We start from the raw sequence: 19,727 nt of genomic DNA, 5'->3' as shown, positions 1-19,727 counted from the left end.
TTATGGCGCTGAACGCTTTTTATATGCGGTGAGAACCGCAACTTTTTTGTGCCTGTTCGGTAATACATGGATAGAGTCGAACGGGGAGAAGCACATGGATGGGCGAGGAGGGGTCGCACTCAAATGACGGATTCCCAGTTGATTCGAGAGATCAAGGAAGGTAACCTGGAGTTATATTCCGAGCTGATGAGTCGTTATCAGCGTAAAATACTGGCTTTCGTATATCATATGTTGAAAAGTTCCAATATGGAGCTGCTTGCGGAAGATCTCTGTTCTGAGACTTTCTATAAGGCGTTCCGCAGTCTGCACTCTTTCCGTGAGGTGGATGCCTCATTCTCAACATGGTTATATACCATTGCGAGAAATACGGTACTGAGTGAGCTTCGCAAACAGCGTAGCGGAAATGTCCCACTTGAAGAGAGCGGGATTGTTCCCGTTGCTCCTTCGGAGAATACACCGGAGTATGCTGTACTACGCAGCGAGCGGGTGATGCTGGTTAGGGATGCGATTAACAATTTGCCGGAGAAGCAGCGTTCTGCGATTATACTCCGTGAGTATGATCAACTAGACTACCAAGAGATTGCGAATATTCTTGGGCAGAGCGTCAGTTCTGTGAAATCGCTATTATTCAGAGCAAGATCAAGCGTAAAAACTCAATTGGAACCTTATTTCTTCGAACCGGTGTACGAGCCATATGAAGGGATGAAGAACCGATGAATTGCAATGAAGCCCAGGAACTGTTTGCACTGGTCTGGGACTTGCCGGAAACTCATCCTCAGCGGATTGCATTTCATGCTCATCTCGCTGGTTGTGAAGAGTGCTCCGAGCAGTTTGAGGTCTGGGAAGAAGCTCAGATCTTGCTGCACAGCATTCCGGTTCCAGTGACAGAACAACAAGCAGAGAGAGTGAACCGTAACGTTATGGACCGGATCTACGCGGAGTCTCCATGGTTACTGCCGGAAGAGGTAAAGGTTAATCGTTTCTCTGCTGTGATCCGCAAGCATATGTCTTTGTGGATTGCCGCGTTCCTGGCTATTTTTTTATGCAGCTTTCTGTATATGGCAATGTTTAAGCCAGATGTATCAGAAGCTGAGCAAACCAAAGTTGTTACTACGGGTATCCTGGAGACAGGGGTTGCCGGAAGCGGACCATCGTCCTCTGGAATGTATCAGTACAACATGACTGGAGCGGACAGAGGAAGTATCATAGAACCTTTTGTTGTGAGCATGGGACCTGCTTATCCGCAGTATTGGATGGCCCTCTCTTTACTTGCAATAGGAATGGCGTTATTTTCTCTTGGACGTATGCATCGAACAACGAATAAACGCAAACAAGGTGCGAGTGCATAGGTAATAACCTTTCGTTCGCCGTGTGGAGAAATGAGGGATGTAAGTGCGAATCGGGCTTATTCGTCACGGTCTTACAGACTGGAATGCGGCGGGCCGTATACAGGGTCAGACGGATATTCCTCTGAATGGAGAAGGTCGTGAACAGGCAGAGCGCCTGGGAAGACGTCTGCTAACGGAAGAATACCAATGGGACTATATCATCACAAGTGGATTATCGCGGGCACAGGAAACAGGGGAGATTATCTCCAAGCTGTTGAATGTACCTTTGCTCAAGCCAGACGCACGGTTGAAAGAAAGGGCTTTTGGTCAGATTGAAGGCCTGACTTCAGAAGAACGGGTTGCCCGTTGGGGCCAAGCCTGGGAGACATTAGACTTGGGACAGGAGCAGATAGCGGATATCCAGATTCGTGCACTGGCGTTTCTGGAAGATCTATGGTCGGCCTATTCTGACCAAAACGTACTCATTGTCACTCACGGAGCTTTCTTAGCCAACCTTTTAACAGCTTTGTTTAAAGATCGGTATACAGAACGGATTGGAAACCTGTCACTGACGATCCTGGAAAAGGAACGTGATGACTGGAGTCCACTGTTATATAATTGCACACGACATCTGTCTTTGGACACAGCGAAACAACCTGAGTAATCCAACTTGGGTTGTTTTTTTTGCGTTTTATGGGGAAATAAAGACTGTATATGATTTCAAACCTCTCATTTTTCTTCTGATTGACCAACTCGGGGCATAGTATGGTTTAAAACATAAAAGATTTCCAAAAAGAGGTTTAGATTATGGGAATTCCGTCAACGATGTTTACAAAACCAAACTATTTCAGGCTCTGAATCAGTAGTCGAAGTAGTTAACGGGCGAGGCGATGGACCCATGAATCTAGCGGATATGCTTACTTTTGCCGATATTGGCCAGCTTAATCGAATAGCAGACTATTACCAATGTGAATGCAAGCCCAATTCCAAACATGAACTCATCCAGAGTATTCTCACTACATTGGGCAGCAGACCCTTTTTTGAGCAGCAGGTACGTCAACTGAATCAAGCAGATCAGCGCTTTTTGAACAACTTGTTGTTTGATCCTCGCCAGTATTATGGTATGGAAGAACTCATTGCCATAGCCCGTCAATCGATGGACAAAAAGGAGAGTGAGGCTGGCGCGAGTCCACGTGATCTCATCGTTCGCTTCAATAAGAGTGGATGGTTGTTCAATGGGACAACGCAGCAGACCAGGTATTTGTATCAGGTACCCCAGGATCTGAAATTAAGATTCAGGGATGTGTTATCCACACATCTGCGAGCAGGGATTACCAAAACAACGGAGCCACCCATGTATAGGGATGAGTATCATCTCTTAGCGGATGATCTCAAGTTGTTCCTGCAGTTTGTCCAGCAGCACGAAATTGCCCTTAACGCTGAAGGCATGATGTACCGTCGCTCTCAACAGCAGATTATGGAGCATCTGCACATTAGTGAGGAATTGGTGGGCAAAGGTGGATGGAGATTCGGATATGGCCGTTCCTTCAAGGATTACCCGGATCGTTTCGCACTTCTCTACGACTATGCATTTCACCATCGGCTGGTTCGTGAGGAGCAAGGCACGCTGAAGTTATCACCAGCTGGAGAAGACAAGCTGGGAGCTGAGAAAACAGCCGAAATGATACAGCTATTTAGGTTTTGGTTAAGATTGTATAAAGGTGCTATTCCCAATCTGTCCTCTATTGTGTATTGGACAGGCGAATGTGCCCAAGAATGGTCAACCGCCGAGTCGCTGTTTCGTCAGATCGGTCCGTTCATTCAGCCGTTTTACTATGATACGGCCGAGGCCATTTATGATAACAGAATTGTTAAAATGATGTTGCATCTTGGCATGGTCCGTATTGGGGAACATGAGGAAGGCAGGACTATACAAATGACAGCCTGGGGCACACGTCTTGCTGCATCCTGTCGCTCCATCTCAGGAGACATTACGCCTATTATGTTTGACAAGTGAAGGACAAGTTGCTAAAATCACTCCCAAATTAAGGAGTGATAATAATGATAATTCCATACAAAGGTCTACAACCTCAGTTACATCCTTCGGTATATATGGCTGAAGGTGCAAAACTGATCGGTGATTTGAGAATGGGAGAAGAGTCTTCCGTCTGGTTCAATGCAGTCCTGCGGGCTGATTTGGCTCCTATTATCATTGGAAAGCGCTGTAATATTCAAGATAACGTTGTCGGTCATGTCAATACTGATCAACCTTTGATTGTGGGAGATGATGTCTCAGTAGGACATACAGCGATCATTCATGGTTGTTGTATTGGAACAGGATCATTAATCGGCATGGGAGCCATTCTGCTGAATGGAGCCGATATTGGCGAATATACGCTGATTGGAGCCGGTTCTGTTGTTACTGAGAATAGTAAAATTCCGCCCTATACTCTTGCTTTGGGGACACCTGCCAAAGTGATACGTGAGCTGACTGATGCCGATCTGGAGCGGATGTCCAGAACTTCACTGGGTTATGTTACCAAAGGAAAAGAATATAGGAGCTCTTAAATCCGTTTTGGAGGTGCATCCTATTGGATAAAATGAAAGTTACGTATGAAGTCATGTTGGGGCTGGCAGCTGAGATGGTTTGGGACGAAGCGCTTCGCAAACAGCGCAGCGAGAAGCTCTATTTGGAAATCGATAAAGCGTTAGCTACCGGAGACGAAGTAGCTTTCCGGAGTCTGACGGATGAACTGAGGACCATAAACTGATTAGCAAAATAGTTCCTTTCTGAGATAAAAGGGAATGCGCAGATGCGTGTTTCCTTTTTTTAATATGTTTAATTCCGAAATGAATGTCTGGATTTATAAGATATAGTCATATATAATATGGGAATAAAATGGATAGAGAGGGGATATAGGGAATTGAAATTCAGTGAGATGACTCAAGACAGCTGGGCTGAACTGCAACTCTATCTGGATACATGCCTTATTCCATACACAGCTCTTAGCGGTGAGCAGTCGCCAGTTGAAGCTACCGAGGCGTTGGAGCGGCTGAGAGATTTTCTGGATCTGGTCGAAATTCCTTTCAAAGGGAGAATCATGACTTATCCAGCCTTTCATTATGCTAATTCGGAATTGTCAATGACATTAAATTCCTTGTCCGAACAGCTTAAATCCTCAGGATTCAAATATGTGGTTATTATGTCATCGGATGGTCATTTGGATGGCGTGGAAATTCCAGCTGCTGATCTGGTTTTGAGTCGGTCCGTCTTAACTCATGAGGTCGGAGAAGAAGGGATTGCGAGATTTATAGGGGAAAAGATACGAGAGTTGTGGAAAAAATAGTTTTTAGCGACAAATGTGACAATTTTACAACAATTTTTTAATAACGCTTACAATTGAACCTTAAAAATGTGTGACAAATTCTTGACGGTGTTCTAGGGCTACTATATGATTATGTATGTTCTAGTAAGTCGTGGAATTTATGAAAATGAAAACGTTTGAGAGAGTTGGCTGAAAAAGGGGGTTGGAGACAGTATGAGCAGTGAGCATGACCACGAAGCTTCATTGAAATTGCCAAGCCGCATGGAGATGTCACGCAGGCAGTTTTTGACGTACACGCTTGGTGGAGCTACAGCCTACATGGCCGCCGGTGCAATCCTTCCTATGGTCCGTTTTGCGGTGGACCCGATTTTGCAACATAAGGGAGAAGGCACCTCTGTCAAAGTAGCTGAAATCAGCAAAATTACGAATGAGCCTCAAGAATTCACCTTTGAACTTAAACAACAGGATGGTTGGTATCTGAGTAATGCATCGTTAGTGGCGTGGATTCGCAAAGACGAGCAGGGTAAAATTTATGCACTCTCACCTATCTGTAAACATCTGGGATGTACAGTAGGCTGGAATAGTGACAAGCAATACCCTGACGAGTATCATTGCCCCTGCCATGGCGCGCACTATGACAAGGAAGGGAAGAATCTTGCCGTAGCCCCCAAACCGCTGGATGAGTACGTAGTCAAGGAAGAGCAGGGTTGGGTATATCTGGGCGACATTGTTCCGAACACCCGAGTGAATTAGGAGGCGTGAACGCAGATGTTTAAAAATGTCTATGACTGGATTGACGAGCGTCTTGACATCACGCCAATCTGGCGGGACGTTGCGGATCATGAAGTTCCAGAGCATGTAAATCCGGCTCATCACTTTTCCGCATTCGTGTACTGCTTTGGTGGATTGACGTTCTTTATTACTGTTATTCAGATTCTGTCAGGCATGTTCCTGACCATGTATTATGTACCTGATATTATCAATGCCTACGCTAGTGTGGAGTACCTGCAGACCAAAGTAGCCTTCGGCCAAATTGTTCGCGGCATGCACCACTGGGGAGCCAGTCTGGTTATCGTAATGATGTTCTTACATACGATGCGTGTGTTCTTTACAGGCTCTTACAAGGCACCGCGTGAAATGAACTGGGTTGTTGGCATGCTGATCTTTTTCGTCATGTTGGGCCTGGGGCTGACAGGGTACTTGTTGCCATGGGATAACAAAGCCTATTTTGCAACAAAAGTAACACTGGAGATTGCCAATACGGTTCCTTGGCTGGGACCGATTATTAAAGAATTCCTGCAAGGCGGTACGATTGTTGGTGCACAGACACTAACCCGATTCTTTGCCCTGCACGTATTCTTCCTCCCCGCTGTGCTTCTGGTGCTTCTGGTCGGACACTTTATCATGATCCGCAGACAGGGCATTTCGGGACCACTATAAACTGAGAAGGGAGGAATCGCAATGGCTCACGGACATAAGAAGAATGATGAGGAAAAGGTTATCTTTGTCGGTGATTCACGGGTCCGTAAAGGGGCGGGATTTATTACCCCTCCTGATTACACGGCGTATCCCGGCAAATCAGAAGCCTTTATCCCCAACTTCCTGCTGAAAGAATGGATGGTTGGTGTCGTTGTATTGGTGGGGATTCTGGTTCTCACGATCTCAGAACCTGCACCTTTAGGCTATCCGGCCAATCCGAGCGCATCCGTAATTCCTATGCCGGACTGGTACTTCCTTTTTCTGTATCAGTACTTGAAGTATCCATACGCATCGGGCGATTACGTTCTGCTCGGGGTACTGGGGGTCAGCGGAGTTGCTTTTGGAGCTTTGCTACTGGCACCATTCCTGGATACAGGCAAGGAGCGGCGTTTCTATAAACGCCCAATTGCTTCATCACTGATGATTTTGTCGGTCATTTCTGTATTCTACCTGACAAATGTAGCGTGGACGCACTACGAGCATGAGTTGGAAGCAAGTGGACAGAAACCTGAACATATTCAACGTGAAGAAGAAGCGCTGGAGAGGCGTGAACAGGGGCTCCCACCCGTTTCCAATGCACCTGGACAGCAAGAAGAAGTTGCGATCGTGGAACAGGATGATCCTGCAATGGAAACGTACAAGAAGGCTGGATGTATTGGTTGCCATGCGGCTGATATGAAGGGCGCAACTGGACCTTCGCTTCGAGGCATAGGTGACAAGCACAGCCAGGAAGAGATTCTGACCATTATCAAAGAAGGTTACAATGCAATGCAACCTCAGTACAATAATGCTATTGCTCAAGGTGTCACGGATGAAGAGATCACTCATCTGACCGAATGGCTTGCGAAACAGAAAGCAGAACAGTAAAATCGAAATAACCAATGAAACCTGATCGTTTATGCGGTCAGGTTTTTTGAAGTGTTTTTTTGGACAGCACTGTATCGTGCACAATATTGATGAAGGAAGGGGCAGGGAATGTGGCTTTATCGTATTTCTGGAGTAGGGAATTTCTAACCAATCGTTATTTCCTGTGGCTATTATTTTGGTGTAATGCGGTAGGAACGGTATACGGATACATCTGGTACGGAGAGCAAATGAAATTGACGCTGGCTGAGCAACCGGTGTGGCAGATCGTATTTGTGCCGGATAGCCCAACAGCGAGTTTGTTTTTTACTTTAGCGTTGTTATGGGTGTTGTACCCACCGCGGTCCATCATTATCAAACGGATCGGACATGTGATTCAGGCGCTTTCCGTGGTCACATCTGTGAAATATGGCGTGTGGGCGGTGTCCATTATTTTCGCTGGCTGGATGCAAGGTGGTACACAGCACTGGCAAGACTGGATGTTGATTGCTTCGCATAGTGCGATGGCCATAGAAGCTCTAATTTTTGTACGCTTTTTCGGCTTCCGCTGGACTTCCCTTGTCGTTGCAGGTCTCTGGACGCTGTTGAACGATACGATGGATTATACATATGATATTTACCCTTGGTTACCCGCATCCCTCTATGATCATGTAGATGGTGTGCGTAATTTCACATTCGGACTGACACTGGTAAGCATTCTGTGCGCGTGGCTGGCCTTAAGACAGGCGAAACGAACCTGATATCCGATCTTGAGCTTGTTCTAATGAACTGTCCCCCGCCATACATTGGTGGTGGGAGGGATGTCCATGAAGAGAACGTTTGGGACCAAAACTGGCTTACTGGTGGTATCGTTCATGGCTCTAATGCTGTGTACGAACTTAGCATATCGTGTATCCGCGCAAAGTGAAGCATTGAATTCGAATTCAGATCAGCAAGTGTCCACAAGCAATTCAATTGCACAACTGAATGAGGAAGCAGCCATATTGTATCGGCAGGCGCTCGAGAATAATATTGAAGAAGTGCGAGGAAGCATTCTGCGTATCAGTAAAAGTCTGGAGCATATCTCCTTTGAGGGACAAACGACAGTTGAGGGCATTCACGCCTTGTCCGAAACCATAGTTGAAGTGAAACAAGCCGTTGTGAAGGTGAAAAATGACGATGCTTCTCTTCAGCAGTCCTCAGCCAAGCTCAGACTTGCAGCAGATAGTCTCGCCAATCCAACCAAGCCTTTATGGCTTCAGTATTATAAAATCGTGAAAAACGATCTGGACGCTTTATCCGCTGCTACAAATCAAGGGCAAACTGCGGCCGTACTGGCAAACCGCTACACTGTTCTGGAGGAGCATTATGAGACAATTCGTCCTGCCGCACTGATTCGCCGTGAACCGTATGAGATTGCTCAGATGGACGCCTGGTTATCTCATACCAAAGGGCTTACCGCTGCCAAGCAACCTGATCTGGCTCAATTAAAGAGCATGGTAGGCCATGGGGAGGAACTGGTTAACCAGTTGTTTGGTCGCGAGAAGGACGAGAGTGCCTTTGTACCGTTTGTACAGGGTCCTGATCGCAGGGCAGCCGGGCTACTCATTAGTTCGGTCATTGTGGCGACGTTAAGTTACGCCGCATATCGTAAATATCGTGCGCAGCAGCAGGGGATTTTTCCTTTTCGGCGTTAATAGAACATGAACTTGATCCTGGCCTATAAGTGGTATATAAAAAAAGACCTCTTTCCGCATGAATAGCCACGCTAACGGCTCTTCATGTAAAAAGAGGTTTTCTTGTAGTTTCTGTGTTATATCAGCTTTCTTTGAAACCTTCGCCATGTACATCGTGAACATCGCTGATGATGACAAAAGCTCTCGGGTCAATGGAACGTACAATGGTCTGCAATCGCCTGAACTCTTGCCTGGAGATTACGCAGTAGGCCATGTGTTTGGCCTGTTTAGAGTATGCACCAATGGCTGGAATGAGGGTGACGCCACGATCCATATCCCGTGTGATCTGGTCCGCAATCTCGGGTGCATGGTCACTAATGATCATAAATGCCCGGGCAGAATATGCACCTTCCTGAATAAAGTCGATGACTTTAGAGGCGATGAATACAGCTACAAGCGTATACAGAATTTTTTCTTTGGGGATGTAGATGAGAGAGAGCCCGATAATGACAAAGTCGATGCCCAGTAATACTCGGCCCATGCTCCATCCATACTTGCGGTTGAGAATACGGGCAATGATGTCTGAACCGCCCGTCGTTCCGCCCCAACGGAATACAATGCCAAGGCCGGCTCCGAGGGTGACACCTGCATATAGGGCTGCGAGCAGGAGGTCATTCTCGGTATGTAATGGTTCAATCCAGCCCAGATGAATCAACTTCTCAAACAACCATAGAAAAACGGTCAGTGCCCCGATTCCGATACCCGTATAGATCATCTGTCTGCCGCCCAAAATTTTGAGCCCAATCAGAAAGAGGGGAACATTCAGAATCAAGGTTGTAAGTGAAGGTGAGATGCCAAAAGCGTAATTGATCAGCACCGTAACCCCGGTGAGGCCACCTTCCATAAGCTGGTTGGGGATAATGAAATAGAGGAGCCCAAAGGCATATAAGGCTGTACCCAGTACGATGGGAAGAACCAGTTTAACTTGTATCCAGGTTTTGGCAGTGCTCATAAGATCCCTCGCTGTAGATAAATTAGAATGAAGAAGCAATCATTCCCATCTAGTATACCTGTTTATTGATTCTTTAAAAATGATTTGTCGCTGATGATGGTGGAAGTGAATCTAAATAACTGATATTATTAGGAACAAATACGACATCATTTCAAAGGAGAATCCGTTCTCATGGAGAAAAGCATCGCAGAAATGCAGCGTGAGGTTGATCAGTATATCTCCCAGTTCAAGGAGGGGTATTTCAGTCCTCTGGCCATGTTGGCCCGGATGTCTGAAGAGGTTGGGGAGCTCGCCAGGGAAGTGAATCATGAATTCGGAGAGAAGCCGAAGAAATCTTCCGAAGTAGCCAATTCCATTGAACTTGAGCTTGGAGATATTTTATTTATCACGATTTGTTTTGCGAACTCACTGGGAATTGATCTGGCTGAGGCGCACGATAAAGTCATGCATAAATTTAACACCCGCGATGCCAATCGGTGGACTCCCAAAAACACCGATTAGGCGTAGATTACATATGCTGTACCATCACCCGATCGGGGAGGGTCAGCTTAATGATGAAACCGGAAGAATATATGCAGCAGGCTTACCGCTGTATATTGCAAAATGATTTTGAGCAGGCGATTCGTTGGTTCGAGTCAGCCATTCATGCTCATCCAAAACATGCGGAGTTATATTATCGCTGTTCCATTACACACGCCCGCAGCAAACATCTGGTTCCAGCGCTTGAATATGCGCGCAAGTCGGTTGAACTGTCGCCAGGAACAGAAGAGTATATTTTGCATCTGCAGACGTTGGAAGCAAAACAATTGACCTCCAGAGCGAAGTTGCTGTTGGAGCAGGCGGGTATTGCAACACAGGAGCGCTATGTGGAAGCGTCTACGCTTCTGCAAGAAGCGGTCAAACTTGATCCGCTCTCAGTGGAAGCTCATGTTATGCTTGCGCTGGCTTACAGTGATTTGAATGAATTTGACTATGCAATTCAGGCGCTGCGTGAGGCAATTTTGCTGGATCCGCAGAATGGGCAACTGCATCAGATGTTACAGGAAATCAAGCAACGTATGAAATCCATTCAATAAGAATTCATTTTGCAAAGATTTCTTTCGAGTTGAAATGGATTCTACGATATGATCCAACATAGTGAGGAGATGCAGTCAATATGAGTGAAGTAATCAGAGTTGCCGTGATCGGAGCGGCTGGCCGTATGGGCCGTGAAGTTGTGAAATTGGTACTTCAGGACCCGGAATTGGAGCTTGCAGCGGCTGTCAACCGCTCCGGAGCAGGCACGGATGCAGGAACCCTTGTTGGTTTGCCAGAGTGTGGGGTGCTGGTGACTGATGATATCGAAATGGCTTTTGCCGAAACAAAACCTCAGGTTATGGTTGATTTTACAGTACCACAATTTGCGTTTGCACATACTGAGATCGCGATCCGTCATGGAGTCAGACCTGTCATGGGTGTTACTGGCTTCACGCCGGAGCAGATCGAACAGTTGGACAAGCAGTGCCAGGACAAAGGAATTGGAGGGCTTATTGCCCCTAACTTCTCGATTGGTGCCATTTTGATGATGCGATTCGCAGCACAGGCTGCCAAACATATGCCAAATGTGGAGATCATCGAATATCACGGAGATCAGAAGTTGGATGCTCCTTCAGGAACTGCGATCAAAACAGCGGAACTGATTGCTGCCAATCGGGAAGAACTTCGTCAAGGTAATCCGAATGAGGAAGAAACGATTGAAGGATCACGCGGCGGGTATTACAATGGCTTCCGAATTCACAGTGTACGATTGCCTGGTGTATTCGCGCAGCAGGAAGTTGTTTTCGGAGATTATGGACAGTCACTCAAAATTCGGCATGACTCCTACGAGCGCGCAGGTTATATGCCTGGTGTTAAGATTGGTGTGCAAAAGGTTATGGAGTATACAGGAATGATCTACGGATTTGACCACTTTATCGACTAAAGGAGATTGTCATGTTGAAAATAGCATTTATCGCCCATGATCGTAAAAAAGAAGAGATGGTTAACTTCGTGACGGCATATGAGCCTGTTTTTACGGACCATCAATTATATTCTACAGGAACAACAGGCCTTCGTATTATGGAAGGAACGTCTCTGAAGATTCATCGATTCGAATCAGGCCCATTGGGCGGAGATCAGCAGATTGGAGCTTTGGTTGCGCAAAATGAGATGGATCTGATTATTTTCCTGCGTGATCCATTGATGGCACAACCTCACGAGCCAGATATTAATGCGTTGTTGCGTCTTTGTGATGTGCAAGGAATTCCACTTGCCACCAATATCGCAACCGCTGAGATTCTGGTCAAGGCTCTGGATCGTGGCGATTTTGCCTGGAGAGAGCTGGTACATAAATACAAGCCGGAGGCTGGATTGAATTCGGGTGATTCCGAATGAGTCTGGATATTCTCATCTTTGGAGCACATGCAGACGATGCGGAGATTGGTATGGGTGGAACGATTGCTAAACATACCGCTGCCGGCTTGAAAGTAGGCGTGTGTGATCTGACTCGTGCTGAGATGTCTTCCAACGGAACAGTAGAGCGCAGAACCGAGGAAGCGGAGCAAGCCTCCCGCGTCCTCGGTCTTTCGTGTCGAACGAATCTGGGGCTTCCTGATCGTGGCTTATATCTTACGCCTGAACATGTACAGGCGGTGACGGCTGAGATACGGCGTCATGCCCCTCGGATGGTGTTTGCTCCGTATTGGGAAGATCGTCATCCGGATCATGTCAATTGCAGTAAGCTTGTGCAGGAGGCTGTATTTAACGCTAAGCTTCGCAACTATATGCCGGACATGCCTGCCTTGCAGGTGAAGGAACTTTATTTTTACTTTATTAATGACATCGGGCCTACGGATTTGATTGTCGATATTACGGAACACTATGAGCAAAAAGAAGCATCACTGCTCTCTTATCGTTCCCAATTCGAACTGAGAGACGGAGCGGTCTCGACGCCATTGAATCAAGGGTATATTGAACGTGTAAGAGCCCGTGATTCCTTGCTCGGACAACGCAGTCTCATCCCGTTTGCAGAAGGTTTTGCTACAATTACACCTTACGTGGTTCATCAATTTGGCCCGGGTGCCAAATAAGCGATTTCACATTTTACGTTTAATGAAACGAAGGGTTTCATTATTCCATTGCATTATATCAACCTGCATGAAGCGGGAGATCAAAGGAGCGTCCACAGGATGGATAAAAAGCTAAAAATCGGCATCACCTGTTATCCGTCCCTCGGCGGGTCTGGCGTTGTCGCAACGGAACTGGGCAAATTACTTGCCGAACAGGGGCATCAGGTTCATTTTATTGCCAACAGTATCCCGTTCAGACTGGGTACGTTCCAGAAAAATATTTTTTATCACGAAGTTGAAGTAAATGATTATTATGTTTTCCGTTACCCTCCGTATGACCTGTCACTGGCAACAAAGATGGCTCAGGTGGCTAAGTCACAGCAGCTGGATCTGCTGCATGTTCATTATGCCGTGCCACACGCAGTATGTGCCTTTCTTGCGAAACAAATGGTAGGGGACGGCCTTAAAGTGGTTACCACGTTACATGGAACGGATATTACGGTTCTGGCTCAGGATGAATCTCTGAAGGATCTGATCCGTCTAGCCATTAATGAAAGTGACGCGGTTACTGCCGTATCACAAGATTTGATTCGAGAAACGGTCGAATTGCTGGATATTCAGCGTCCAATCGATCTAACCTATAATTTTATTGACAAACGAATATATTATCCGCGGGATGCTGCCAGTCTGCGAAGAGACTTTGCTACGCCTGACGAAAAAATATTAATGCACATCTCCAATTTCCGACCGGTGAAAAGAACTCAGGATGTGGTAGAGGTCTTCCGTCAGGTACAGGAGCAGGTTCCTGCCAAACTGTTATTTGTTGGTGAAGGACCTGATTTGCCGAAGATGCAATGGAAAATTAATGATCTCGGCTTGAATGATAAAGTTCATTTCCTTGGCAAACAGGATGACATTGCTCAGGTCATCTCCATGGCGGACGTGTTGATGCTTCCATCGGAGAAGGAAAGTTTCGGACTTGTGGCGCTCGAAGCAATGGCTTGTGGCGTACCCACGATCGGTTCACAGGCCGGAGGAATTCCGGAACTGGTCTTACATGGTAAGACGGGTTATTTATCCGCGATTGGGGATACACAATCCATGGCCGAGAACACCATTCGTTTGTTGACGGACGATCGTTTGGCTGCTGAGTTCAGGGAAGCATGTCTTCAGCGCGCGCATCACGACTTTTGCAATGATGCTATTCGGCATGAATATGAACAGATATATTACCGGGTGTTGGGAAGGGAAGTTCCGAATCTGAAGCCGGTTTGCGGTTAATCATTTCTTAGACGAAATCATACTGTGCATACCACAACAGGCAAGAGAAGAGGTGATATGTGGTGGTTCAATGGACACAGGTAGATCGTGAAATGGCAATGCAAAGTGAGAATGTACTCACAACATTAAACAAACACGGCTACAAGGCATATTGGGTAGGTGGTTGCGTTCGTGACGAATTGCTGGAACGTGTTGTGGACGATATGGATATCACGACATCTGCTTCTCCTGAGCAAGTCATGGAACTGTTTGACGATTGTATTCCTACAGGTTTGCAACACGGTACGGTTACCGTTCGTTCAGGCGGTTATTACTTTGAAGTGACCACGTTTCGAACAGAATCCGAATATCAGGATAACCGCAGACCTGCTGCGGTTCAATTTGTTCAAGATATCAAGGAAGACTTACAGCGGCGTGACTTCACGATGAACGCTCTGGCTATGGACGTCACTGGGACAATCGTTGACCCATTCGGTGGACAGGCAGATATCAAGGAAGAGCGAGTCAGATGTGTGGGTTCTGCGATGGAACGATTTGGTGAAGATGCACTGCGGATGCTCCGCTGTGTCCGGTTTGCTTCCGTATTTGATTTCAAAATTGCCCATAACACGTGGAAGGGTCTTGTAAGGCAGAAAGACCTGCTTCAACATATAGCAATGGAACGGGTACGTACCGAGATGGTAAAAATGATGTCTGGACCGCATCCTTTAAGAGGGTTGGAGCTGTTATACAGAAGTGATTCCCTTGCGCATATCAAAGCGCCGGTAAGCTCGACCCGATTTAACAAGATGTTGTTATCCAATTTGGAACAATTGTCAGGTCAGCATGTGTTGCTTCGTTGGTCACTCATCCTGATTGCTGGCGGTTATAGCAAGGATGAAGCAGATGTATTATTACGTCAGTGGACATTTTCCAATGAACATCGTTCTCGTATAACAGGGGTCCTCCAGGTGGAACAGTTGATTCATACTTCCGTGCAGGAGCCGAAGGATACGGTCAGTCTCCGTTCCGATTGGATCGTTACTGTTCTGGCTTGTGGCGTTCAGGCGGCGGATGATTGGCTTCGAATACAGTCTGCACTGCCAGCAGAATGGCGGAATCAGTCCGAACCGGCAGAAATGCAGGTTGTATTAGTACAAGAGCTTGCAGCCGAATGGAGTCAATCGATCCCTGTGCATGACTTGAAAGAGTTGGATATTACAGGGGAACAAGTGTTACAAATGGTGCAGCGCAAAGGCGGACCTTGGCTGGGGCAACTAATGAAACATTTGTTACGAGAAACGGCGATTGGAACGATAGCGAATCAGCATGAAGCACTAAGTGCAGAAGTGAAGCGGGTGGTTCAAGATGACCAAACATGAAGATCTGTTACATATGTTATTAAATGCAGAAGGACGATTCGTATCGGGTGAAGAGATCAGCCGTAATCTGTCCATCAGTCGGACCGCTGTGTGGAAACATGTGAACAAGTTGCGAGACATGGGTTATGAGTTTGAAGCGGTATCCCGCAAAGGATACCGTCTGGTAACGAAGCCGGATAGCATTGACGCTACTGGCCTCCAATTGGCCCTGGATACAACCGTATTTGGCCGTAAGGCTGTTTTGTTGGCTTCGACCCTGTCTACGCAAGGGGATGTTCTCAAGCTAGCTGAGCAAGGGCAGGCAGAAGGCGCTGTGGTCATTGCGGAAGAACAAACAGGAGGAAGAGGACGTTTCGGTCGACAGTGGTTCTCTCCTCCGGGTAAAGGAATCTGGATGAGTGTCCTGTTACGCCCTGATCTACCACTTCAGCATACGCCGCAGCTAACTTTATTAACAGGAGTGGCTGTATGTCGTGCCGTTCGAGCTTGTTCAGGAGCTGATGCGGGCATCAAATGGCCAAATGATGTGTTGATTGACGGACGCAAGGTATGTGGCATATTGCTTGAATCTACGGTAGAAGATCATGAAGTCAGATACTGTATCGCAGGTATAGGCGTTGACGTGAACTTTGATCCCGAGGATTATCCGGAAGATCTGACCCCAATCGCTACTTCGCTCAAGATGGAGACGGGTCAATCCGTTGATCGCACCAAACTAACGGCTGCCATTTTGACGGAGCTTGAACAGTTGTATTTTTTGTATCAAAAAGAAGGATTTGGCGTGATCTCAGCTCTATGGGAGGCCCTGTCCGTATCGATGAATCGAGAGATTACAGTGACGAATCCTCATGGTGTCATTGAAGGGAAGGCAATTGGTCTTGACCCTTCTGGTGCACTTATCGTGGAGAAGCACGATGGAGAACATACGCTAATCATCTCTGGTGAGATTTCCTGGAAATCATAAACAATTTGTCGAATTTTCACTGGTAAAATGAACATAAGACGTGAAGTTTGAGCAGAACTTTGGTATACTGTGTTCGTGAGGCGATATCGGCTAATACAGACCGAATTGCACTCCCGTAACAGTAACCTTTGTTCTGCTTTGATGTGTTTTATATAAGCAGACCGCAGTGCAAGAATGAAATACGTTTAAGTGAGTTGTTGGATTCTGCTCTGAGCCGAAGAGGACCGAGACAGAAGGGACGATCGCAAGTGACTCTTTTTTGACTTTTCGGGACTTTTTAGTGGAAAACTAAAAGGTTTTTTTGTTGCGTTTATTTGAAAAGAAGAAAGGAGCCATGAAAAAAATGGCGAACAAACAAGCGTTGAATATTGTGAAAATGAAAAAATATAAGCAGGATGGCGTGCCGCTTACCATGATCACGGCTTACGATTATCCAACAGCGCTCCTAGCAGAGGAAGCAGGTATTGATCTGATCCTGGTTGGTGATTCACTCGGCAATGTAGTACTGGGTTATAATTCGACGCTTCCGGTGACCATCGACGACATGGTATACCACACACGTTCCGTAGTGCGCGGTGCTGAGAAGACATTTATTGTGGCTGATATGCCTTTTATGACCTATCATGGCAGCGTGGATGAGACGCTTAAGGGTGTCCGTCGACTGATGCAAGAGGGGCATGCCCATGCGGTTAAAATGGAAGGCGGAGTCGAGATAGCGGACACCGTTAGAGCAGTTGTGCAAGCAGGCGTGCCTGTTCTTGGACATATCGGACTGACACCTCAATCGGTTAATCAGATTGGTGGTTACCGCATTCAGGGCAAGGATGCAGCGGATGCGAAACGTCTGATGGACGAAGCCAAAGCCTTGGAAGCTGCAGGTGCGTTTGGCATTGTGCTTGAACTGGTTACGGAAGAAGTTGCACGGGCGATCTCGGAGGAACTGTCCATCCCTACCATCGGAATTGGAGCAGGACGAGGCTGTGATGGTCAGGTACTGGTATTCCACGATGTGGTTCAATACGCCTCTCCGTATACGCCCAAACGATTTGTCAAAACCTATGGAGATGTGGGTACATTAATCAGAACCAGCATCGAAGCTTACGTGAAAGAAGTGAAAGATCGTTCGTTCCCGGCCGAAGAGCATGTATTCAATGCGGCGGATGGTGTTCTGGATCAACTGTACGGCGGACAACGCAAGGAAAAGGTGGGGAGTAACTCATGAAAGTATTACGGACAATCGCAGAGTTAAGACAGGAACTAAGCTTGAAGCGTCAAGCGATTCGGTCCAGTGCGTCTGTTGTAGGTCTTGTACCAACAATGGGTTATCTTCATCAAGGTCATGCAAGCTTGATGCAGGCAGCCAGACAACAGAGCGATATCGTGGTATTAAGCATATTTGTTAATCCAATTCAATTTGGCCCTAATGAAGATTTTGACAGCTATCCGCGGGATGAAGCCAGAGATGTGGAAACAGCACGCTCACAAGGAGTGGATATCGTATTTATTCCCTCTGTTGAAGAGATGTATCCACAGGCAACGCAAACGACCGTATCTGTCTCAAAACTGACGGAGCGCTTATGTGGCGCTTCACGTCCAGGACATTTTGACGGGGTAACGACCGTAGTCTCCAAACTCTTCAACATCGTACAGCCACAGCGTGCATTTTTTGGTATGAAAGACGCTCAGCAGGTTGCGGTCATTCAACAGATGGTGAATGATTTGAATATGCCTGTAGAAATTGTACCCTGTCCGATTGTTCGCGAAGAGGATGGCCTTGCCCTCAGTTCACGTAACGTCTACCTTAACCCAGAACAGCGTACACAGGCCTTGGTTCTATCGAAGGCACTACGTGCAGCTCAGGAAGCCACAGATACAGGTGTAGCTACTACAGCCGCAGATATCCGTCGTATTCTGCGCGAGCACATTGCAACCTCACCGCTTGCCGTTATCGACTACGCCGAGATTCAGGCTTTTCCAAGTCTGGAGCCGCTCACAGATCAGGAAGAAGTTCAAGGCCGTGACGATCTGCTCATTGCACTTGCGGTGAAATTCGGAAAAACAAGATTGATTGACAATATAAGGTTGCAAAAATCGGAGGTACTGTCCCATGTTTAGAACACTGATGAAATCCAAAATTCACCGGGCTACGGTAACGGAAGCCAACTTGAACTATGTGGGTAGTATTACCATAGATGAAGACTTGATGGAAACATCCGACTTGATGGAAAACGAGAAAGTGCAAATTGTGAACAACAACAATGGTGCACGTCTGGAAACATATGTGATTCCAGGACCACGCGGAAGCGGGGTCATATGTCTTAACGGCGCAGCTGCACGTCTGGTACAGCCTGGAGATAACGTCATTATCATTTCTTACGCCATGATGTCGCAAGAAGAGGCAAATACTCACAAACCAACCGTTGTATTTGTAGATGGACAGAATAAACCTGTACAAACGATGAAACAGGAAGTCCACGCAACAATTATGTAATCGACTGGTAAGGAGAATGAAATCGGCCCTTGAAGCAAAAAATGAGTACAGGTCACTGCACTAATCCATTTTTTCAAGGGTGGGGATGCATCGATGTTCCAGCATGTTTTCGCAGAAATGAACGACATGTTAGATGAAATTATCAAGAGCTATCCTTCCGCTGAAGGCCTGAACAAACAAGAATTGCTGCAAAAGTGGAACTTGCTTAAGCGGATGAGTGACGGAATGCTGGATGAATGGCTGATGTTTGAAGAAAAGATGAGCCAGGTGAGGGAGCGAGAGATGGATAAGCCTGCTTCCCTTGAACCGGAACAGGAAGCTGTTACCGCTCTGCCTGAACTCCATCTGGAATGTTTCAGTCGAGGTCAGGGTTATTTCAAATTACAGATGTATCCGCAGGCGATCATGCAATTCTCCCGGGTTGTGACCGACCATCCGGAGAGTGCATTAACTCGTTTTTACCTGGCGCTGGCGTATCTGAATCTGGAACAAATGGCGGAAGCCGGAACACATTTACAGCAGATCATGTACCTTAAAGGTTCACCTCGCTTGAAAGGGCTTGTGTGTAACGCCCTGGGCTGTATTCAAGTCAAGCTTGCGAATCCCGAAGCTGCATGTTCACTCTTTGCACAGGCCCTTCAGTATGACCCGACATTGACCGAACCACTGTACAACATGGAAGCTTGCAGGTTGAACAGGGGGAAATTGCAATATGCTAATCAGCTGACAACCCTTCATTAAGCGGGAATTCGGCGACAAAAAAACGGTGTTCCCTCCTTTGGCATAGCGGCGGGGACACCGCTTTTTTGTCAGTTAATTTTCAAATCCCCTTTTTTTTGCTATGCTGTAACATAGACTGGAATGGAAGGGACCGTACATT

Annotated in this window: 25 protein-coding genes; 24 read left to right on the top strand and 1 reads right to left on the bottom strand. The window is 46.7% G+C overall.

The window, feature by feature from the left end:
* Nucleotides 1-123 precede the first annotated feature (123 nt).
* The 12 genes from MHI52_RS19180 (at nt 124) to MHI52_RS19125 (ending at nt 8,673) form a co-directional block, all read left to right on the top strand.
* Nucleotides 124-717: an RNA polymerase sigma factor gene (locus MHI52_RS19180; RefSeq protein ID WP_036607662.1), complete on the top strand. Its 594-nt coding sequence runs from the start codon at nt 124-126 to the stop codon at nt 715-717.
* Complete coding sequence (locus MHI52_RS19175) at nt 714-1,349, top strand: anti-sigma factor (protein WP_036607660.1); 636 nt, start codon at nt 714-716, stop codon at nt 1,347-1,349. The genes MHI52_RS19180 and MHI52_RS19175 overlap by 4 nt, the downstream gene beginning before the upstream one ends.
* Before the next feature lie 43 nt (nt 1,350-1,392).
* Nucleotides 1,393-1,992: a histidine phosphatase family protein gene (locus tag MHI52_RS19170; RefSeq protein ID WP_076328398.1), complete on the top strand. Its 600-nt coding sequence runs from the start codon at nt 1,393-1,395 to the stop codon at nt 1,990-1,992.
* A 234-nt stretch (nt 1,993-2,226) separates the two neighbouring features.
* Entirely contained in the window at nt 2,227-3,345 is a 1,119-nt protein-coding gene (locus MHI52_RS19165) for a hypothetical protein (protein ID WP_036607656.1), read from the top strand.
* 44 nt (nt 3,346-3,389) lie between these two features.
* Entirely contained in the window at nt 3,390-3,896 is a 507-nt protein-coding gene (locus MHI52_RS19160; protein ID WP_036607653.1) for a gamma carbonic anhydrase family protein, read from the top strand.
* Nucleotides 3,897-3,919: 23 nt separating this feature from the next.
* Nucleotides 3,920-4,099, top strand: a complete 180-nt coding sequence (locus MHI52_RS19155; protein WP_017687723.1) for an IDEAL domain-containing protein — start codon at nt 3,920-3,922, stop codon at nt 4,097-4,099.
* A gap of 153 nt (nt 4,100-4,252) precedes the next feature.
* Entirely contained in the window at nt 4,253-4,675 is a 423-nt protein-coding gene (locus tag MHI52_RS19150; protein ID WP_036607650.1) for a DUF2487 family protein, read from the top strand.
* 192 nt (nt 4,676-4,867) lie between these two features.
* Nucleotides 4,868-5,407, top strand: a complete 540-nt coding sequence (locus MHI52_RS19145) for a ubiquinol-cytochrome c reductase iron-sulfur subunit (RefSeq protein ID WP_036607648.1) — start codon at nt 4,868-4,870, stop codon at nt 5,405-5,407.
* A 15-nt stretch (nt 5,408-5,422) separates the two neighbouring features.
* The gene (gene qcrB / locus MHI52_RS19140) at nt 5,423-6,094 is read left to right on the top strand and encodes a menaquinol-cytochrome c reductase cytochrome b subunit (protein WP_017687726.1); all 672 of its coding nucleotides are present in this window, start codon (nt 5,423-5,425) and stop codon (nt 6,092-6,094) included.
* Nucleotides 6,095-6,115: 21 nt separating this feature from the next.
* The gene (locus MHI52_RS19135; protein WP_405157472.1) at nt 6,116-7,000 is read left to right on the top strand and encodes a c-type cytochrome; all 885 of its coding nucleotides are present in this window, start codon (nt 6,116-6,118) and stop codon (nt 6,998-7,000) included.
* A gap of 110 nt (nt 7,001-7,110) precedes the next feature.
* Nucleotides 7,111-7,737, top strand: a complete 627-nt coding sequence (locus MHI52_RS19130) for a DUF1405 domain-containing protein (RefSeq protein WP_405157471.1) — start codon at nt 7,111-7,113, stop codon at nt 7,735-7,737.
* A 66-nt stretch (nt 7,738-7,803) separates the two neighbouring features.
* Nucleotides 7,804-8,673 carry a sporulation protein YpjB gene (locus MHI52_RS19125; protein WP_405157470.1) on the top strand — a complete coding sequence of 290 codons (870 nt, stop codon included), beginning with the start codon at nt 7,804-7,806 and terminating at the stop codon, nt 8,671-8,673.
* A gap of 121 nt (nt 8,674-8,794) precedes the next feature.
* Here the strand turns inward: MHI52_RS19125 and MHI52_RS19120 are convergent, their stop codons facing one another.
* Nucleotides 8,795-9,664, bottom strand: coding sequence for a YitT family protein (locus MHI52_RS19120; protein ID WP_036607636.1), 870 nt, complete (start codon nt 9,662-9,664; stop codon nt 8,795-8,797).
* A 171-nt stretch (nt 9,665-9,835) separates the two neighbouring features.
* Between MHI52_RS19120 and MHI52_RS19115 the strand changes: the two genes are divergently transcribed.
* The 12 genes from MHI52_RS19115 to MHI52_RS19060 all read left to right on the top strand — a co-directional run bounded on the left by MHI52_RS19115 (nt 9,836) and on the right by MHI52_RS19060 (nt 19,588).
* Nucleotides 9,836-10,165, top strand: coding sequence for a nucleotide pyrophosphohydrolase (locus MHI52_RS19115; protein ID WP_076317442.1), 330 nt, complete (start codon nt 9,836-9,838; stop codon nt 10,163-10,165).
* Nucleotides 10,166-10,215: 50 nt separating this feature from the next.
* Entirely contained in the window at nt 10,216-10,740 is a 525-nt protein-coding gene (locus MHI52_RS19110; protein ID WP_017687733.1) for a tetratricopeptide repeat protein, read from the top strand.
* Between the two features lie 80 nt (nt 10,741-10,820).
* Nucleotides 10,821-11,624, top strand: coding sequence for a 4-hydroxy-tetrahydrodipicolinate reductase (gene dapB / locus MHI52_RS19105; protein WP_036607633.1), 804 nt, complete (start codon nt 10,821-10,823; stop codon nt 11,622-11,624).
* 11 nt (nt 11,625-11,635) lie between these two features.
* On the top strand, nt 11,636-12,076 hold the full coding sequence (gene mgsA, locus MHI52_RS19100; protein WP_017687735.1) for a methylglyoxal synthase: 441 nt from the start codon (nt 11,636-11,638) through the stop codon (nt 12,074-12,076).
* A complete protein-coding gene (bshB1, locus tag MHI52_RS19095) occupies nt 12,073-12,771 on the top strand; it encodes a bacillithiol biosynthesis deacetylase BshB1 (protein WP_405157469.1) in 699 nt (232 codons plus the stop codon). Before mgsA ends, bshB1 begins: the two co-directional genes overlap by 4 nt.
* Nucleotides 12,772-12,870: 99 nt before the next feature.
* A complete protein-coding gene (bshA, locus tag MHI52_RS19090; RefSeq protein WP_036672009.1) occupies nt 12,871-14,031 on the top strand; it encodes an N-acetyl-alpha-D-glucosaminyl L-malate synthase BshA in 1,161 nt (386 codons plus the stop codon).
* 62 nt (nt 14,032-14,093) lie between these two features.
* Nucleotides 14,094-15,392: a CCA tRNA nucleotidyltransferase gene (locus MHI52_RS19085; protein ID WP_036672006.1), complete on the top strand. Its 1,299-nt coding sequence runs from the start codon at nt 14,094-14,096 to the stop codon at nt 15,390-15,392.
* The gene (locus tag MHI52_RS19080) at nt 15,379-16,356 is read left to right on the top strand and encodes a biotin--[acetyl-CoA-carboxylase] ligase (RefSeq protein WP_405157468.1); all 978 of its coding nucleotides are present in this window, start codon (nt 15,379-15,381) and stop codon (nt 16,354-16,356) included. Before MHI52_RS19085 ends, MHI52_RS19080 begins: the two co-directional genes overlap by 14 nt.
* 343 nt (nt 16,357-16,699) lie before the next feature.
* Nucleotides 16,700-17,578, top strand: coding sequence for a 3-methyl-2-oxobutanoate hydroxymethyltransferase (panB, locus tag MHI52_RS19075; protein ID WP_036672039.1), 879 nt, complete (start codon nt 16,700-16,702; stop codon nt 17,576-17,578).
* Nucleotides 17,575-18,471 carry a pantoate--beta-alanine ligase gene (gene panC / locus MHI52_RS19070; RefSeq protein ID WP_076317445.1) on the top strand — a complete coding sequence of 299 codons (897 nt, stop codon included), beginning with the start codon at nt 17,575-17,577 and terminating at the stop codon, nt 18,469-18,471. The genes panB and panC overlap by 4 nt, the downstream gene beginning before the upstream one ends.
* A complete protein-coding gene (gene panD, locus MHI52_RS19065) occupies nt 18,464-18,847 on the top strand; it encodes an aspartate 1-decarboxylase (RefSeq protein WP_017687742.1) in 384 nt (127 codons plus the stop codon). The genes panC and panD overlap by 8 nt, the downstream gene beginning before the upstream one ends.
* A gap of 93 nt (nt 18,848-18,940) precedes the next feature.
* Nucleotides 18,941-19,588, top strand: coding sequence for a tetratricopeptide repeat protein (locus MHI52_RS19060; protein ID WP_076250014.1), 648 nt, complete (start codon nt 18,941-18,943; stop codon nt 19,586-19,588).
* Nucleotides 19,589-19,727 lie beyond the last annotated feature (139 nt).

This window comes from Paenibacillus sp. FSL H8-0283 (genome assembly GCF_045040675.1).
Taxonomy (GTDB): domain Bacteria; phylum Bacillota; class Bacilli; order Paenibacillales; family Paenibacillaceae; genus Paenibacillus; species Paenibacillus amylolyticus.
The sequence above is the reverse complement of the archived record's forward strand: the minus strand, read 5'-3'. Positions and strand labels throughout refer to the sequence as shown.

Coding starts and splice junctions, on each gene's coding strand:
- MHI52_RS19180 (WP_036607662.1), top strand. CDS start 124: ATGACGGATTCCCAGTTGATTCGAGAGATCAAGGAAGGTAACCTGGAG.
- MHI52_RS19175 (WP_036607660.1), top strand. CDS start 714: ATGAATTGCAATGAAGCCCAGGAACTGTTTGCACTGGTCTGGGACTTG.
- MHI52_RS19165 (WP_036607656.1), top strand. CDS start 2,227: ATGAATCTAGCGGATATGCTTACTTTTGCCGATATTGGCCAGCTTAAT.
- MHI52_RS19160 (WP_036607653.1), top strand. CDS start 3,390: ATGATAATTCCATACAAAGGTCTACAACCTCAGTTACATCCTTCGGTA.
- MHI52_RS19145 (WP_036607648.1), top strand. CDS start 4,868: ATGAGCAGTGAGCATGACCACGAAGCTTCATTGAAATTGCCAAGCCGC.
- qcrB (WP_017687726.1), top strand. CDS start 5,423: ATGTTTAAAAATGTCTATGACTGGATTGACGAGCGTCTTGACATCACG.
- MHI52_RS19135 (WP_405157472.1), top strand. CDS start 6,116: ATGGCTCACGGACATAAGAAGAATGATGAGGAAAAGGTTATCTTTGTC.
- MHI52_RS19125 (WP_405157470.1), top strand. CDS start 7,804: ATGAAGAGAACGTTTGGGACCAAAACTGGCTTACTGGTGGTATCGTTC.
- MHI52_RS19120 (WP_036607636.1), bottom strand. CDS start 9,664: ATGAGCACTGCCAAAACCTGGATACAAGTTAAACTGGTTCTTCCCATC.
- MHI52_RS19115 (WP_076317442.1), top strand. CDS start 9,836: ATGGAGAAAAGCATCGCAGAAATGCAGCGTGAGGTTGATCAGTATATC.
- MHI52_RS19110 (WP_017687733.1), top strand. CDS start 10,216: ATGATGAAACCGGAAGAATATATGCAGCAGGCTTACCGCTGTATATTG.
- dapB (WP_036607633.1), top strand. CDS start 10,821: ATGAGTGAAGTAATCAGAGTTGCCGTGATCGGAGCGGCTGGCCGTATG.
- mgsA (WP_017687735.1), top strand. CDS start 11,636: ATGTTGAAAATAGCATTTATCGCCCATGATCGTAAAAAAGAAGAGATG.
- bshB1 (WP_405157469.1), top strand. CDS start 12,073: ATGAGTCTGGATATTCTCATCTTTGGAGCACATGCAGACGATGCGGAG.
- bshA (WP_036672009.1), top strand. CDS start 12,871: ATGGATAAAAAGCTAAAAATCGGCATCACCTGTTATCCGTCCCTCGGC.
- MHI52_RS19080 (WP_405157468.1), top strand. CDS start 15,379: ATGACCAAACATGAAGATCTGTTACATATGTTATTAAATGCAGAAGGA.
- panB (WP_036672039.1), top strand. CDS start 16,700: ATGGCGAACAAACAAGCGTTGAATATTGTGAAAATGAAAAAATATAAG.
- panC (WP_076317445.1), top strand. CDS start 17,575: ATGAAAGTATTACGGACAATCGCAGAGTTAAGACAGGAACTAAGCTTG.
- panD (WP_017687742.1), top strand. CDS start 18,464: ATGTTTAGAACACTGATGAAATCCAAAATTCACCGGGCTACGGTAACG.
- MHI52_RS19060 (WP_076250014.1), top strand. CDS start 18,941: ATGTTCCAGCATGTTTTCGCAGAAATGAACGACATGTTAGATGAAATT.